Annotated in this window: 14 protein-coding genes; 11 read left to right on the top strand and 3 right to left on the bottom strand. The window is 65.6% G+C overall.

The genetic code is table 11. The features are described from left to right. The first annotated feature begins 19 nt into the window (after window positions 1-19). Together ACSMFO_RS15350 and ACSMFO_RS15345 are read left to right on the top strand one after the other, a co-directional pair. Complete coding sequence (locus ACSMFO_RS15350; RefSeq protein WP_228694648.1) at window positions 20-583, top strand: DUF6292 family protein; 564 nt, start codon at window positions 20-22, stop codon at window positions 581-583. Continuing rightward, window positions 580-1737 carry an AI-2E family transporter gene (locus ACSMFO_RS15345; protein ID WP_051972655.1) on the top strand — a complete coding sequence of 386 codons (1158 nt, stop codon included), beginning with the start codon at window positions 580-582 and terminating at the stop codon, window positions 1735-1737. The genes ACSMFO_RS15350 and ACSMFO_RS15345 overlap by 4 nt, the downstream gene beginning before the upstream one ends. 154 nt (window positions 1738-1891) lie before the next feature. Here the strand turns inward: ACSMFO_RS15345 and ACSMFO_RS15340 are convergent, their stop codons facing one another. Beyond that, the gene (locus ACSMFO_RS15340; protein ID WP_038518085.1) at window positions 1892-2311 is read right to left on the bottom strand and encodes a hypothetical protein; all 420 of its coding nucleotides are present in this window, start codon (window positions 2309-2311) and stop codon (window positions 1892-1894) included. A 317-nt stretch (window positions 2312-2628) separates the two neighbouring features. Between ACSMFO_RS15340 and ACSMFO_RS15335 the strand changes: the two genes are divergently transcribed. The 4 genes from ACSMFO_RS15335 to ACSMFO_RS15320 all read left to right on the top strand — a co-directional run bounded on the left by ACSMFO_RS15335 (window position 2629) and on the right by ACSMFO_RS15320 (window position 4747). Then, on the top strand, window positions 2629-3519 hold the full coding sequence (locus ACSMFO_RS15335) for an STAS domain-containing protein (RefSeq protein WP_436459096.1): 891 nt from the start codon (window positions 2629-2631) through the stop codon (window positions 3517-3519). A gap of 137 nt (window positions 3520-3656) precedes the next feature. Then, window positions 3657-3806, top strand: a complete 150-nt coding sequence (locus tag ACSMFO_RS15330; RefSeq protein WP_436459095.1) for a hypothetical protein — start codon at window positions 3657-3659, stop codon at window positions 3804-3806. Beyond that, window positions 3806-3997, top strand: a complete 192-nt coding sequence (locus ACSMFO_RS15325; RefSeq protein ID WP_051972653.1) for a fatty acid desaturase — start codon at window positions 3806-3808, stop codon at window positions 3995-3997. The genes ACSMFO_RS15330 and ACSMFO_RS15325 overlap by 1 nt, the downstream gene beginning before the upstream one ends. Window positions 3998-4444: 447 nt before the next feature. Beyond that, window positions 4445-4747, top strand: a complete 303-nt coding sequence (locus tag ACSMFO_RS15320) for a hypothetical protein (protein ID WP_436459094.1) — start codon at window positions 4445-4447, stop codon at window positions 4745-4747. A gap of 227 nt (window positions 4748-4974) precedes the next feature. Here ACSMFO_RS15320 and ACSMFO_RS15315 read toward each other — a convergent pair whose 3' ends face one another. Then, window positions 4975-9750 carry a tetratricopeptide repeat protein gene (locus tag ACSMFO_RS15315; RefSeq protein WP_436459093.1) on the bottom strand — a complete coding sequence of 1592 codons (4776 nt, stop codon included), beginning with the start codon at window positions 9748-9750 and terminating at the stop codon, window positions 4975-4977. Between the two features lie 1369 nt (window positions 9751-11119). Next, window positions 11120-11329, bottom strand: coding sequence for a hypothetical protein (locus tag ACSMFO_RS15310; protein WP_436459092.1), 210 nt, complete (start codon window positions 11327-11329; stop codon window positions 11120-11122). Between the two features lie 697 nt (window positions 11330-12026). Here ACSMFO_RS15310 and ACSMFO_RS15305 point away from each other — a divergent pair. From ACSMFO_RS15305 to ACSMFO_RS15285, 5 genes are all read left to right on the top strand, one after another. Further along, the gene (locus tag ACSMFO_RS15305) at window positions 12027-13166 is read left to right on the top strand and encodes a hypothetical protein (RefSeq protein ID WP_436459091.1); all 1140 of its coding nucleotides are present in this window, start codon (window positions 12027-12029) and stop codon (window positions 13164-13166) included. 287 nt (window positions 13167-13453) lie between these two features. Continuing rightward, on the top strand, window positions 13454-13579 hold the full coding sequence (locus ACSMFO_RS15300; protein WP_436459090.1) for a hypothetical protein: 126 nt from the start codon (window positions 13454-13456) through the stop codon (window positions 13577-13579). A 189-nt stretch (window positions 13580-13768) separates the two neighbouring features. Beyond that, window positions 13769-14575, top strand: a complete 807-nt coding sequence (locus ACSMFO_RS15295) for a hypothetical protein (protein ID WP_436459089.1) — start codon at window positions 13769-13771, stop codon at window positions 14573-14575. Continuing rightward, window positions 14572-15657: a helix-turn-helix domain-containing protein gene (locus ACSMFO_RS15290; protein WP_436459088.1), complete on the top strand. Its 1086-nt coding sequence runs from the start codon at window positions 14572-14574 to the stop codon at window positions 15655-15657. The genes ACSMFO_RS15295 and ACSMFO_RS15290 overlap by 4 nt, the downstream gene beginning before the upstream one ends. Window positions 15658-15794: 137 nt before the next feature. Further along, the gene (locus ACSMFO_RS15285) at window positions 15795-16145 is read left to right on the top strand and encodes a hypothetical protein (RefSeq protein ID WP_436459087.1); all 351 of its coding nucleotides are present in this window, start codon (window positions 15795-15797) and stop codon (window positions 16143-16145) included. The last annotated feature ends 4 nt before the right edge of the window (window positions 16146-16149 follow it).

Below are 16149 nucleotides of genomic sequence, written 5' to 3'. Positions count from 1 at the left end.
GCCCTCTAGCGTGGCGGTCATGGAACACCCCGAACCCGACGCCCGAACGCTCGAGCGCGCCCTCGGCGCGTATGTGCGGGCGGTGGCGGCCGCGGTCGGTGTCCCGGACGAAAGCACCACGGTGGAGATCAGCGACACCGCCACCGCCTACCTCGGGCTGCCGCGGCGATGGCCCGGCCGGCCCGGTCACGACGTCATGCTGGTCTGGAACGAACGCCGGGGGTGGTCCCTCGCGGTGGAAACCGACCCCGGCGCGGCCCCGATCGTCCTCGCGCACCACGGCGACGACGTCGTACCCGCCCCGGACGCGGTGGCGCGGTTCGTCGCCGACACCGCCGTCGGGCGTCCCCCCGGCCATGCGCCTGCCGAACCGCCCGCCGCGGTGCCCCGCCGGGTGCTGGCCGAGCGGCTGCGGCCCTACCTCGGCGACACCCCGGACGGCTGCCGCGGCCCGGCTCCCGGGTGCTCCACCGGCCCGCGGGGGCACCCGCCCGGCGGTATGCTCGGGGAACAGCGCGCCCGGACCCCGCTCTCACCCGGCCGGCCTCGTGCCCGGCCACCGCCAGGAGCAGGATCTTCATGAATTCCCCCTCACCACAGCGCGCTGATCCGCCGGACGGCCCCGGGTCTTCTCCGGTGCCGTACGGGCTCCGCGTCGCCGCCGCGGTCTCGTGGCGCCTGCTGGTCGTGGCGGTGGCCCTGACCGTCCTCGGCTTCGTGGCCACCCGGCTGGCCTCGGTGGTCGTCCCGGTCGCGGTGGCACTGCTGCTCGCCGGGCTGTTCTCGCCCGCTGTCACCTGGCTCGCGGCCAGGAAGGTCCCGCGCGCACTGGCCACCGCGATCGTGCTGATCGTGGGCATCGCGCTGGCCGGCGGGGTCGTGACGTTCGTCGTCATCACCGTCACCGTGGGCATGCCCGCGCTGATCGACCAGATCACCGTGAGCCTGACCGACCTGCACACCTGGCTGCGGACCGGCCCGCCGCACCTGAGCCAGGGCCAGCTCGACCAGCTGCTCGGCAACTTGACCGCCATGCTCGGCCGGAACAAGTCCGTGATCGCCTCGGGCGCCCTCACGACCGCGGTCACCGTCGGGGAACTGCTCGCCGAGGCCCTGCTCACGGTGTTCTGCCTGATCTTCTTCCTCGCCCAGGGAAACACGATCTGGGCGTTCCTCATCCGGGGTGTGCCCGCCCGCCTGCGGGAGCGCGTCGACGCCGCCGGGCGCAGCGGGTTCACCACGCTGGCGCACTACATCCGCGGTACCGCCGCCGTCGCGTTCGCCGACGCCGCCGGCATCGGCCTCGGCCTGGTGATCCTCGGGGTCCCCTTGGCGGCTCCGCTGAGCACGCTGGTCTTCCTCGGCGCGTTCGTCCCCGTCATCGGCTCGGTGATCGCCGGCGGGATCGCCGTCCTCGTGGCCCTGGTGGCCAACGGCGTCTGGACGGCCGTCATCGTGCTCGCCGTCGTCGTCGGCGTCATGCAGGTGGAAAGCCATGTCCTGCAACCACTGCTGCTCGGCCGGGCCGTCCGGCTGCACCCCCTGGCCGTCGTCCTCGCCCTCGCCATCGGGCTCGTCACCGCCGGGATCGTCGGCGCGTTGCTCGCCGTGCCCCTGCTCGCCGTCTTCAACTCGGGCGTGCGCAGCCTGACCACCCGGCCGGAGAACCGCTCGCCTGCGGGAGCCGCTCCTCCTGCCGAGCCGGAAGACCGCGCCCCGGACCCCGGCGACCGATGACGTGCACGCCGCCGGGCCTGTGGTGGTCTGGTGAGGACAGTCAGGAGCCGGCGGCTCGGCCTGGTGCCGGACGGAGTCCCCGCCCTTGCGCAGCCGGGGCGATGCCCGTCCGCCGAGCCTCCCTTCGGGCACCGGGCGATGAGGTGGTGGCCCATCAGCAGCAGTGCTCGCCACGCCCGGTGTCGTTCACCAACCAACGCAGCGGAAAGAGCCGTCCGCCCGGTCGAAATCCGGCAAGGTCTCCTCGACTTCGCCGTCGTCCGGTCCGCTCTGGACACCGCGACCGGGGCCGAGACGAACGCCAGCTGAATAGCGTCGGCGGCCGCGCCGGCCGCCAGGCCGCGCAACCCGGCAGCTCTGTCCGGAGCTCGTCGAGGCCGGTGTGGACGACGGTGGCGGTTTCGATCCGGAAGCGCAGGAACTCCGCCATCACCGCGGATTCACCGTCGAGCAGTTCCAGGACGCGGGACGCCGCGAGCGCCACCGCGCCGGTCACGGGGTCGGCGAGGACGAATTCCTCCTCCACACCAAAGGTGAGTGCGTCACCCTCCAGCCGCAAGAGTCGCGCGTCCACGGCCCGGCTCCGTCCCTCGGCCGGACTGCCAATCCTCACGCCGGTCCGGCTCCGCCGGAGGCGCGAAACGCCATGGCCATGACGAAGCGGTGGGCAGCGGTGCCATCGACCTGACCCCGGGAGCTGACGGACTTCGCCGTCCGCACCTTCGGTACCTACAGCAAGTGGCAACATCCCGCCGGCCCGCGTGCCGAGACGCCGGTGAGGGCTTAAGCTGTGGGTACCGCGCAGGGAGGGCCGAGACCACGCGCTCGCGACGATCACCGATCGACAGCTGGCCGTCTTCCGCGCCGCGGAGGTCAGCATAGGAGCTGATCGTGAACCAGTCCGAACTTGGCTATGGCCTCAGACCACGCCTGGGCACCTCTGTTTCCCGGCCGCTGCTGCGGCTCACGTCGATGCGCCACGGAGACGTCCTCGTGCTCACCGCGGCCGGCGCACTCGACCTGTCCACCACCCCCGCCCTGAGTGAATCGCTGGCCGACGCCATCGCTCAGCGGCCAGTGGCGCTCGTCGTGGACCTCGCTCCGACCACGTTCCTCGCCTGCGCCGGCCTGCACGCTCACGGCCGCGGATGTCGTCGGCAGCGTGCGGGCCGCCTTCACCCGGGACCGGCGTGGCATCCGGGTCCTGACCGCCGACGAGGACCTGAGGAAGGCGCTGGAAGCCGCGGGTATCGCCTGCTGCGTCCCAGCCGGGACGGGCCGGTGACCGGGGCGGGGGACCACCGCCTCGTCGAACCTCCGCGGGTCCGCAGCGCCGAGGCCAGCGACGTGGATCGCATCCTCGACATGGTGTACGTCCTCGCGCGCCGCACCGGCCGGTCGCCCGGTGCCGCCGCTCGGCTGTGCACCCGCCTGGTCCCCGAACTTGTGGTCTCGTCCGCCGGCGCTCCGGATTCCCACGGTCACCGCCTGGCCACGGCGCGGCATGGCCGGGTCGCCGTGGCGACCGCCCTGCGGGCCCGCAGCCGTCGGTGTGACCCGGCGGTGTTCGACGACGCCCTGGCCGACGCCGTGGTGCGGGACGAACTGGAGCTCCTGCCGCCCCGCCAGCGCTTCACCGTCTGGTCGGTGGCGGTCCGGCACCGGCCGATCGCCGAGGTCGCCGCGGAGACGGGCTGGTCCCGGGCCCAGGTCGTGCGCCTGCTCAACTCCGGGCTGGCCACCATGACCAAGTGGAGCCGGAAGTCCATCCCGTTCGCTTGAGACGCCGGTCCGGTCCGGTTTGGTCGGCGGCGCGGCCGGGAATCCGGATCCGGTATTGAGGGGCCGCCCCAGTCCCCGGCGCCGCAGGACTCGGGAAGGACCCCCATGGACGTATCTTCGGTGCTCTCAGCCGCCTTGTGCGGCGTGAAGGCCTGCTTGACCGGCGCTACGGCTACTACGCGGCGAAGATCAGCCTGACCTTGCTGGCGTTCGCCGGCGGCTGTGCGGCGTTCGTGCTGCTGGGCGATTCTTGGTGGCAGCTGGTCACGGCGGTGTTCTTCGCGTGATGTTCGCGCAGATCGCGTTCCTCGGTCACGACGCCGGGCACAACCAGGTCTTCCGCACCGGGCGGGCCAACGACCGCGCCGGTTACGCGTTCGGTGGGATCGTCGGCATGAGCTATGGCTGGTGGATGGGCAAGCACACCCGCCACCACGCCAACCCCAACCACGAGGGCGACGATCCCGACATCGAGTAGCTGAGACGTTCCCCTGCCTCGCTTCACCGCGAGCCCCGCGCGCCCTCGGCCTGGCGCCTGCTGCTGGTCATCGAGCAGGTAGAGCAGCAAGATCGATCCTCCAGCAAAGGTTCCTGAATCGATCCGTAGTGGATCTTCAGGTGATCACCGAAGATCATCGATCAAACGAGAAAACCCTCCCTTATCTGCGGAAGTTTCCGCAGATAAGGGAGGGTTTCCGTACTGTGGAGCTAAGGGGACTCGAACCCCTGACCCCCTCACTGCCAGTGAGGATCAAGCAGGGCGCTGACCTGCGGTTATCGAGAACCCGCTGGTCGGCTGCCGCAGTTGCGCTGTGTTTGATGCGGTTCGGTGTCGTTGGGCGCTGTTGTAACCGACGTCGTGCTCCAGGGCTGCTCCAGGAAAATTGGTGTGAGAGTTGAGGGCGGCTCGATGTCAAGAGGATGGGTGGTAGTCGGCGACTACGGCAAGGCCGCCTTCGACGCTGTAGGCCCATTGCTGCTGATCGGCTGGGCAGAGGTCGGCCCCGATCTGTTGAGTGCCCTGTCGACGGCGTGCCCAGCAGACGCGACGACGCAGCCAGTGCCTCCGGCGATGGTCACACAGATCAAGGAAAGCGTCTCATCACGACCCTTGATCAACTCGAAGTCAGGCGACGATATTGTCGATCAGCCCAGCAAGCAGCTAACACCGACTGCGGCGGACGACGATCTATTTAAGCAGGCACGGGCGGAGGATGCTCGGCATTAGGAGGCTCGTCGTCGGCCAATATCCGCGGACACCCTTCGCCGGAGGTTCCGCATCGGAGCCGCACGCTCTCGGTTGCTTGTGGCGGTGATCAGAGCCGAATCAGCGGGACAGCCAGCTCGACCTGAGCTGGCGGCGTGCGGGTTTGATGCCTCAACAATGAGGCGCCTCTTCCGCAGCCAGTCCAATACTCTGAGGCGCTCGGCCACCGCTCCTCCGCTACCGGGACGTCAGCCGGATGGCGTGTGGTCGATGATGTTGATCAGTTCTGGCAGTTCGGCCAGCTCCGGTCGGCACTTCAGGAGCGCACGCAGCCGTGCGGCGTGCGCCCGGCGAACAATTGGGGTGCCCAACTCGGCGAGTTGACGGCCGATATCCATCGCCGCGTCCGGCCGACCCTGGTCTAGCAGGTGACCGACGACGATCAATCCCCAGGTGGTCGGTGTTGTCCGCAACTCGGGCGCCGTTTCGGCGATGGCCCAGAGCCGACCGAGGTGCCCAGTCTCGATGGCTTGGAACGCGGCGTCCGTGGCCGTCGCGGAATCGGTGACGATGGCCAACACGTCATCCGGGGACAGAGTGGTCCCGAGGGCCAGGACCGCGAGACCAACTGGCGTCGCTGGATCGTCGAAGGTGGCCAGACGCCGCTGGCAGCTGTCGCGCGAGAGCGCTTCCCAGTGCGTGCGGTAGAATCGTACGAAGTCATCCCGGCTCGGCATTGCGAGCCAGGACTTCAGCAGTTCGTGCTCAGCGTGGCGGGCGTCCTGATCGGCCACGTACGCGTCGAACCCGTCTCGCGCGATCACCTTCAGCGGTACACCCAGCTTGCGTTCGATCGAGGTATTTGACCGGAGAGCTGCGATGATCTCCACGTTCGCGGCGAACTCGAGGTCGTCGAACACCTCCTTGTACTCGCACAACAGCTTCCGTGCGGTGATCCAGTCCTCGACTGTTTCCATCGCGTCACAAAGTTCGAGCTGAGCTCGTGGAATCGGCCGCACCGCCCACGTTGGCAAGCCGTCGGAGATCATGCCGTACTCAATGACGACGTCACGGATCGATTGTCTGACACGGAAGGCGTGTGCCTCTGCATCGGCCGTGTCGAGCGCTGGGTCCTCCAGTTCGGCCACGGCGCGGAACACCTGTTCCAGTGCCGACTCGGTATGGTCCGCCGCTGCCCACCGCCGCGCCAGGGCAGTGCGTAGCTCTGAGCGCGCCGGTCCGGGCGGCACAGCGTTGATCGCGTCGTCCCACACCTTACCGGCGGCCTCGTCGTTCTCGTCCACGTCGAACTGTTTGCTGAGTGTGTTCAGTACAACGCAAAAACGGGGAAGGTGTGCGACCGGATCCGCTTCGGCAAGCTGACGGTACAGCGCGACAGACTCCGACATTGCCGCGGTCGCGTCGTGGGGCCGATCCACGCGGGACAGGTAAACGCCGAAATTATTCAGTGAGTCGGCAAGTTTGGAAAGGTGCGCGGTCGGATTCTCCTCGGCCAGCTGGCGCTGGATCGCAACACCTTGTTCTGCGGTCGCGACCGCCTCCTGATGCCGACCCTCCGCTCCCAGTCTGCTGCCGAGAGTGATCAGTGAACTCGCCCACTCAGGCAAAAGCCGGACTCGGCTCAGCTCGTCGAGTTGCTCGTATAGCGCGACGGCTTCCTCAGCGACCATCAGCGCGTCCTCCCGCCGCTCCAGCGCGGACAAGGCATCGCTGAGACCGCTCAAAGCGTTGGGAAACTGGGGCAGATAAGCCAACACGTCGTCCGCAGTCAGTTCCTGATAGAGCTGGACAGCCTCCTCAGCGGCGAGCAGTGCCTCTTGCAGCCGGTCCATCTCGGAGCAAACGACGCCGAGGTTGTGCAGCGACGCGGCAAGGTCAGGCAGGTAGGCGTTCCAGTCGGCGTCAGCCAGTTCGCGATACAGACCAACGGCATTCTTCGCAGATGCCAGCCCGTCATCGAACCATCCCAAGCTGGTCTGGACCGCTCCGAGTAAGTCCCGTGCACGAGCCAGATCAGGAAGGTGTCTGGCGGAATTCACGTCGGTCAGACGTTCGAAGAGGTCGACGGCTTCTACGGCACACTGGTGCGCACGTCGCCACTGCCCGAGATCTACCAGACTCAGGCCAAAGCTGATCAGTGCGGCGCCGAACTTGGACAGGTCGTCAACAGTGGGGTTCCCCTCCGCCAATTGTCGATACAGTGCCGTGGCTTCCTCTCCAGCGGCGAACTCCTCGTCGCGACGCTCCGTCCCGGAGAGCAGACGACTGACGGAGAACATCGAGTCGGCAAGGTGCCGCTGGTGGCGTGCCGGGTCGAGTCGGACGAGACGCCGGTACAGGGCGAGTATTTCTTCCGCTGCTTCCAGCGCTTCCCCGTGCCGCCCCAGATCCGATCGTGCGTTTTTGAGAGCGTTCAGTGCGTTGGCCAGTCCGCTCAGGTGAGCGACCCGGTTCGCTGCGGCGAGTCGCCGATGAAGGGTAACGGCTTCTTCTGCCGCTTCGAGCGCCTTCTCGTGATGGTTCGTGCACGTCAGGGCGAGACTGAGCGTGAGGGTGGCTATGGCCAGGTGTCGAATGTCGGCGTCCGGATTCATTATGAACAGCTGCCGGCAGCTGTCCACGGCTTCCTGCGCGGTTTCGAGCGCTTCTTCCCACTGTTTGACAGCCATCTGGCATTTGCTCAGGCTGATGAGCGACGCGGCGAAGTGAGCCCTATGTCCGGCCCGTCCCGATCCCGCCAGTCGCCGGTAGATGTCAACGGCCTTCGTGACGACCGCGAGGGCACCCCGGATGTCTACTTCGGACAAACGATTGCCGAGGTTGGTCAACGCCGCCGCGAGATCCGGAAGATGGACGGCGGGGTTGGCGTCGGCCAGATATTCGTGAATGTGGACGGCCTCCACCGCCGCGTTGAGCGCCTCACCCAGTCGATCCACGTCGGATAACTGCACACCGAGGTTGGCCAGCGAACCAGCGAGATCGGCCAGGAAGCCCGCCGGGTCGTCAGCGGCGAGCTGCCGATAAAGCGTCACTGCTTCTTCGGTCGCGTCTAGTGCCTTCTGATGAATGCCCAGGTCGGTCCGGGTCGCGCCGAGGATCGACCACGCTCTGGCCCGTTCACGTCGGCGAAAGGTCGAGTCAGGCGTGGTCAGGCGTTGATGGATGTCCACGGCCTCTTCAGCGGCTGCGAGCGCATTCTCATGACGCCCCAGAGCGAGCAGTCGGTTGGCGAGGCTAGCCACCCCGCTTGCCAGTTGGGGCAGACCCGTTCCGAGCTCTGTCCGCGCCATCAGCCGGTAACGTGAGACGGCCTCCTCGGTGGTCGTCAGCGCCTCTTGTGGATGTCCCAGCTGGACCTGGAACACGGCCTGGCGTTCCAGGGACATTGCCAGATCGCGCTCGTAGCCGGCGGGCTCGGTGATCACGAGTTCCCGGTAGTGACCAACCGCTTCGGTGATCGCGGCGAAGCCGGTAGTCGGGTCACCGGCATAGCGGGCACGCTCTGCGACCTGTACGAGAAGCGCGGCGACAATATGCCGAGGCGCTCCGGTCCGCCGCGCGTCGTCCAGGCGGGTCTTGTCGACGATGAGGCCGAGTTCGTACATCGGCACGGTCCTGAGTGGCAGTTCGGCAGAGAGGGAATCCAGCGGAATGGCGGTCGAAGGACGGGAGACGACGTCGCACAGTGCGGTGAGCGCTGGCCCGGGCTGTCGGATCGCCACGGCGAACGCGGCTCGCCACCGTGTCGGCTCGGCACCGAGGATTGCGGTGATCATGGGGACGGTGGTGGCCGGCTCGCGCTGTCCGGCCCTGTCCAGAATGGCGATCGCGGTGTCAATCCGCTGCTCACCAGCGTGAGCGAGCGTCGCGTGGAGCAGTGATTCGTCTCGAGCGAGTTCGCTGAGCAGCAGGTGGTCGCCGATCGGATCGGGGCGGACTGCGAGCCCTTCCCCGCTGGCCGGGCTGAGACAAGTCTGCAGCGTGCGCCGGATGAGGCGTCGTTCCGTTGGGTCGTCGTTCAGGTCGTCGATGGCGGTTAGCACCCGACCCGCCTGCTTTTCGTCTGCGGCCACGAGCGACACACAGGCCGCGGCGGTGCGCAGCAGTCTCCGGTCAGGTGTACGGCCCGCCAGCTCCGTATACACCTTGCACCAGTAGTTCTCTTCGTGCCGCAACGCTTCGTCGTACAGTTCGGTTTGGGTGGTAGGCAGTGTGGTGACACCGGAAGCGGCGATCCACCCGAGGAGCACGAGGTCAAGCGTCGTCCATCGGATGGCGGTACTTGGTGTGAGCGGAATCGACACCCGGCCGTTGGGAGCCAGCGCGGCGATGGTCCGGAGAAATATGTCCGTCGTGCTCGGGTGCTCGTCCGGAAGGTTGATTTCCTCACGTCGGTAGGAATGCCGGTCGTCGTCCAGGGCACCCACGATGTCGGTGAACCACTGGCCGGCGGCGGACCGAGCTGTAAGCACCACGACCGACGGCCGCTCTCGTCCGGCACGCAGCAGTTTTAGCAGGTTCGTCACCTCGCTGACCCGACCGTCCGCGTAGTCCACCACTACCAGGAGGGGTGTGCTCACGGTCGTCAACGAAGTCGGATCGGCGCCCTTGGGCAGCACGCCCGAGTGCCAGCCCCTCTGCCGGAATCGGTTGGCCAACTCGAGCACCAGTCGGGTTTTGCCCGCGCCGCCAATTCCGTCCACGACCGCGATGCCCGTTCGGTCACCCTCGACGACCTGACGGCACCATTCCAGCAGCACAGTCAGTTCATCACGTGCCTGGAACGGCACCAACGCGTATTCCGCACGCAACAGCCGCACCGGTGTTTCCGCGCTGTCGGCCGGCCGGTACGGCTCTCGCAACGGTCCCCCGCCCAGATCCGCTTCCAGGCGCCGAGTCGCGTCGAAGTCCGCCCGCCAACGAGCCAGATCGAATGACTCGGGTGGTACGCCTGCTCGTCTGTCCTTGGCATATCGCTCGCATGCCAACACGAATGATTCCACCGTGGGCCACCGTGAGGCTCTGCCACTCAACAAGTCGCTGATGGTGGCTCTGGCCAGCCTGGCTCCAGGCAGCCTGCTGGCGCAAACTTCCAATTCCCGATAGCTCGGCTCGCCCACCAGTACTCGTAACTCGCGCAGGTGTGCAGCAAATGTGAGACGCGGGTCCACGTGCGGCACTCCTCGGGCGCTCAATCATGCTGGGAAATTGACGCCCAATCTTAGGTGGTCTCGCGTCCGGCTTCGGCGGCCGGACCAAACCGGACACCAGGCGAGCCACTGTTGACTCATGACAACCATGAGGGCCAGAGCAGTTGTCGGCTGCTACGCGCTGGCCGTGACACAACTGTCTACGCTGGCGGCCGTCGCGTGCAGCGCCGCGATAGTCTTGTTCGCCGTCACCTCGGGCCTCGTCGCGATCAGCGTCCTGGCCAGGACGAAGACCCGCCGGGACGCCGCTTACCGGGTCTTGAGGCTTCTACTCGGCCACCGATGCACATGCTGTGATGCCCTGGCGTGCCAGCGCCGCCTTGACTCCGCTGGAGAAAGCGGCGGCACCGGTGGAACCGCCACGACTATCGGTCAGGACGCCGCGATCGAAGCTTCCGATGGGCTCCACACCCGGGACGTGTCTTGAGCTCGGCGGCGGCGACCCTGTCGCGACCGCCGACACGCTCGACGTGGCGATTCTGCTGCTCCAAAGGCGGACCCGACTACCAGGTCACCGCGAACGACGACCTTCCTCACCGCAGTCCAGGTTTACCAGGCCCGCGACGACGACCATCGCCGGCTACTCAACCATGCTCTCTTCCGTCGGCTCTGCATCGCCGACAGCCGCATCACTGACCACGAACCTTTGGTCAGCAACACCCTGACCTAAACATCACCTGTCACGGCAGGCGCGACACCTTGGGACATTAGAACCCGAAAACGGGACCTGACCAGGAAAACCCTCTCGCTCACGTTTCGAGCGAGAGGGTTACTCTACGAACAGATTGCAGGTCAGAGCATGAAAGTCGAACTTCCGGTGGAGCTAAGGGGACTCGAACCCTGACCCCTCACTGCCAGGTCCGGGCAGGGCGATGACCTGCGGTTATCGAGAACCAGCTGGTCGGCTGACGCAGTTGTGCTCTGTTCGATGCGGTCCGGTGTCGTAGGGCGCTGTTGTAATCGACGGCGTGCTCCAGGACTGCTCCAGGTAAATTGGTGTGAGATCTCGGGTCTTAGCAGGAGGTTCATTGCTGCTGACGCGGTACGTCGTAGATGGAGGGCACTTTCTCGGACCAGTCTCAGCCGTGCGGGGAAGACTTCGAGACGAGGACGATCGTGCCGGTTGTGGGGAGAACACGCCCTAAGGGAGTAGGTCGTTGTTTCAACTCGGCGGGTCGGAGTCGGCCAGTTTTGACACGTCGCTAGCGGGTGGTTGCTGCTCGGAGGTCTCGCCCGCGGCATCCTTGGGAGTCGGCGCAGGCGGGCCGATTTCGATCTCGAAGAACAGCGCTTTGATCCGGATCCGGCCGCCTGGCATCACTTTGTCGCGGAACGGGCGCAAGACGAGCCAAATACCGAAGATCACGGTCATGCCAAGGACCCATGCGACCACGACACTGGTTGTGGACATGGTCTCGACACGAGCAACGAACTCTGACACGCGCAACCCTCACCGCTAGCAGAGCCGAGGCGTCTCCACCAGCCGGTAAAGGTGAAGTACGAGGTACTGCACATGCCGACACTCGTCGGCGGGTGTTGCTCCTGGGTTCCGGCCTCGATGGTGCTGTACCGCGCCAAACGGAACACAGGTGTCCAGGCTCGCTGGACGGGTACATGTCCGGACACGTTGCCGACTCATGCACGACTAACCACACTGCCGATCCGCCAAGAACAGGCTGGCACGGCTTTCGCTCCGTGAAGGATGTTCAATCTGTGCTCGGATATCGCGCGTGAGCTTGTCAGGCTCGCACGCAGACCGGAAGGTCTGTGACTCAGCGTACATGGTGTGGCTGATGGGGGATGCGAGCACCTAGGTGTGATGCTCACTTCAGACGGCCATGTCGTGGTGTCCTTGGTTCTCATCTCATCATTCAGGCGTTGTGTCACCTGTAGAACACCACTGTGACCAGGAAACATGCCGTTGTCACGCCCCCTCAAATAACGGATAGACTGCTCCGTAGTTGGCTAACCGTGTAACGAACTACGGAGCGGTCTATCTGCTCCGGTCTATCCGCTTGAATTAATCTTGATGATCATGAAATTGGTTAGTTGATCATGGGGAGGGTTGGATGGAACGCACCCCGCGGCCGATGCCGGAACGCATCTCCAAACGGATCGCCCGCCTGGAGAGCCTGCTGGACACGCCGCCGCGTGACAGCGCCAGCGCCTTCGACGCTGCCACGAAGGCCCGGCGGGCTTTGGTGGCCGTGCGTTCGATCGACGAGCCGCTACGTATGGTCAGAGTGCGGTCGGCGTTGTTCGGCCGGGACGACGATGAGGAAGGGCCGACGCGGATTCAGCACATCAGCACTTCCAAGGGGGCGGCGCTGAAAGTGCTGCTGTTGGTGTTGTTCGAGCTGCAGGCTCGTCCCCCGAGTCGCACGGGGGCTGCCTTGGTGGCCCGGACGATGCTTCCGTTGGATGCGAAATCGTCCGTCGCGGGCGGCGAGCTATCGAGCTGGATCACTTTCTCGGCGCTGCCGACCAAGGATTCAACGCGTCGAACGACCTTCGCTGGAGATCGGAGACGCAACCGGCTTCGCCAGTTGCACTCGGCCCTTGATCGACTGCAAGAGCATGGGCGTATAGAACTGCGGAAACCGCGTGGGGCGCACAACCGGTACGAGTCATTCTGGGTTCTGGATGAAGGACGTCTCAACGACGGTGCCGCCGGGCGGGTCAGGTACACAGTCCCAGAGCTCGGGGCGGGCAGCGCTCGCCGGAAGATCACGACCATCCCGGTGGAGTTCTTCCTCAATGGCTGGATCGACGCGCTCAACGACAACGAAATCATCACTTACCTGGTGCTGCGGCTCATGGCTCAGTCATTCCCCGGCCAGCACGCGGCCAACGGAGTGTTCCTCACCAGCTCCTTCCGTGAAACCACGTTCAATCTCGACCGCGGCTTCGAGGCGCACCGCATGCTGGCCCGATACGGGCTGATCAGAACGCACCGGGATCCCCGGCGTACGGTGCGCGGCACCATCCACCAGCAGTCGCCCGAGGACACGGGAAACCTGCATCGATTCCAGCTCGACGATGAGGCGCTGAACCGAAGCGGTCCGCAACGTGTCATCACCTGCCTGCAGCGCTACGCCGAGCACGAAAGCCTCGACGACTCCCTGATCCAGGACTTGAAAGACGCCAGCAAGAGCGCAGAACCCGCCGCCGAAGAGAAAAGCACCACGGGCTCATTCTTTGCCGGCTGATGCACGGCCCGGCCAGTGAATTTCGGCGACGGCCGTGTCATTCGAAGGCGTTGTGACATAACCGGACCAGCAGCGTCTCCTCGTGTCGATGTCAGGTCGGTTGCGATCCAGCCACCCCGAAAGACGCCTGCCGCATGCTCGGCGTGGCGGAGTTCGGCCGCCACGACTGGCGAGCGCTGGCCTGCTGTCGCCGCAGCTGGCCCGGTACTCCATGATGAGCCCCGCCTGCAACGCTCCGATCATCGCCTGCAGCCGTCCGAACCATCTCAACGCCGGGGAACCTCGCGATGACGCGCTCGACCAACTTCTCGGTGACCTGCGCCGAACGCCTCGAACAGCCCTGGGGCCACCACCGGGTTGACCAGAGGGCGGTGATGGCGGTGGCGTCGGGCGCTCAGCTGATCGAGGGATAAACAAGATCCCGTTGGCCTGAGACTGGTGGGTGGTGCAACGGGGGCTCGTTGCCGCGGGTGCTCGCTCGACCACTTTCGAAGCGAAGAGCTCGGCTGTATTGCCAAGCGCGACTGACGGGACTGGAAGCAGCTGCCGCACTTGGTTCATTTTCGAGCACTTGATACTGCATTGGGGTAGAGTTCGGTCTCGTGACTGAGCAGGCGAGGGTTTTGGGCATGTTGCGTGGCTCTGGCGTACTGGATGGCATCGCCTGGGCGCACAGGTCGGCCTACCAGCAGGTGCGCCAGGACTACAACCCCGCAGGTGGCCACAAGCAATCCTGGATCGGCTACAACGCCTACATCTATCTGCTGGATCGTCTCGACCGGGTCTTTCAGTGCGGGGACTTCGCGGCACAGCCGGGACAGGAGTCAGTGGGGCGCGACGTTCTGGCTGATGGCATCGCTGGCCGGGACTTCCAGTCAATACCGTTGCTGCCGGCGGGCACCGTGGTCCGACATGACCTCAACGGATCTCCTGGCTGGGCGGTCGATGGTTGGCGGTGGCTGCTGGCCTCTTACAAGTTCGGGCAGGTCAGGAAGATTCGCTGGCCGGAGAAAAGCGACACGAAGCAGACAGTTGCACGTCAGCCTCACTCCGAGGACGACGGTGGCCTGTTCCCCGTCACGGCGATCCCCGGCTTGCCTCCGTTGGAAGGCCTTCCGGACGACGAGCGTGATCTCCGGAAGACCTTGGTTCTCGCACATGCGATGGACCCGGTGACCGTCGACTTCGAGTTGTACTTCGGTCGCATCCGGTGGAACTCTGACCGTGGCGATGCCTGGGCATGGCGGGAGGATCTGCTGGATCTGCCGCCTGGGCCCCAGAAGAGCGGAGTGCGGCCCCAGCCGGTCGACCCGATTCTCCCGCCGTCCGGAGATGCTGCTGACGCGGACGTGCGAGTCCGGAGGTCGGCGCGCGGTGACGGCGGACCACGTGCTATTGGTGACGCATGACTGAACGGCTGGGCGATATCGCCGCCTTCTTCGACGGCGGTCGCCTGACCCTGGCTCGACAACTGGCGGGCTTACGGAAGAACGCTCTAGCGGCGTTGATCCAGAAGACGCCTACAGCGGTCGCGGCATACGAGAGCGGGATGAAGCGACCGGCGCCGGCCACGGTGGGCGCCCTGGCGATGGCATTGGAGGTCGACCCGGGATTCTTCCTGGCCAGGAAGCAGTCGTTCCCGATCGCCGCCACCGCTCCGCATTTCCGATCATTGAGATCGACCAGTCAGATCTCGCGGGATCAGGCCTACTCCTACGGATGCCTCGCCGTCGACATCGCGACCACGATCGAGCGGCATGTCGAGTTCCCCAAACGCGATCTGCCCAGCTACCCGGTATCAACCGAAGAAACCAGTGGCCGCGCACCGGAGGAGGCGGCGCTACTGCTGCGGAAGCAATGGGAAATGCCGTCAGGGCCAGTTGGACATCTTGTCAGGCTGGCGGAGAGTCACGGCAGCCTTGTCGTGTTCAGTCCCCTGGACAACGCGACGGTCGACGCTTACTCCTTCGACACGCCCGAGTGGCCGATTATCCTGCTCAATCCATTGAAGGACGACTACTACCGCCAACGCTTCGACGTGGCACACGAGCTCGGGCACTTGGTGATGCATGTGGACGCCGAACCAGGGGGCCGGATCGTCGAGGATCAAGCGCACCGCTTTGCCGCGGAGTTCTTGATGCCGGCAGATGAGATCGCCGAACAGCTGCCAAGCAGGGCGGACTGGCGACGACTCGGCCAGCTCAAGCAGCACTGGAACGTCAGCCTGCAAGCCCTCTTGTTCCGGGCGCGAACGCTCGGTGTCATGAGTGACGTCACCTATCGCAACGCGATGGTCACGGTGTCGTCCAAAGGATGGCGGCGCCGCGAGCCTGGCCCGATGCCCCTGCTGGAGCGGCCGTCTCTGTTGCCTCGCGCCATCGAACTCATTCGCACCGAAACCCAGGTAGACGAACTTGCACTCGCATCGGAGTGTCAGGCACCGCTTGAGCTATTCAGGACCATCACATCGCGTTCTCCGGTGGTTGGCTAGCGCCAGAATCCGCCGAACTGTGCTGTCGGAGACATCTGAGGCTCGATCTACAGTCTGGTAGCGCCGTAGCGATCTTCGTGCAGCCAACGATTAATCTGGGACGAAGTCGGTGGCGAAGCGTCGGCTGGGGAGGTCGTATGGGCAGGCTTGGACGCCGCTTCTGGTGGCTCGGAGGCATGGCTGCTGTCGGCCTGGTGCTCTGGGGAGCGTGGCAGCTTGGCGCATTGAACTGGCTGTGGGAGGAAAACCATCCATATCGGCCGGTGGTCGAAGCACTGAGCTGGGTTGCAGGCATCGCAGGACTGATTCTCGGGGCAATCGCTCTGATCGTCTCGCTACGCCAGCTGCAGCGCGAACACAGAACCGAGGGTGGGGCTGCAACGCGACCAGCAATGGAGGTGGCCGGAAAGTATACGGTCGAAGTTCGAGATGGTCGTGGGGTCCAGATCGGTGACCACAACACGCAGACCAACCACTTCGACCGGTAGTTAA

It is taken from the genome of Amycolatopsis sp. w19 (genome assembly GCF_051373225.1).
Classification (GTDB): Bacteria; Actinomycetota; Actinomycetes; order Mycobacteriales; family Pseudonocardiaceae; genus Amycolatopsis; species Amycolatopsis japonica.
The sequence above is the reverse complement of the archived record's forward strand: the minus strand, read 5'-3'. Positions and strand labels throughout refer to the sequence as shown.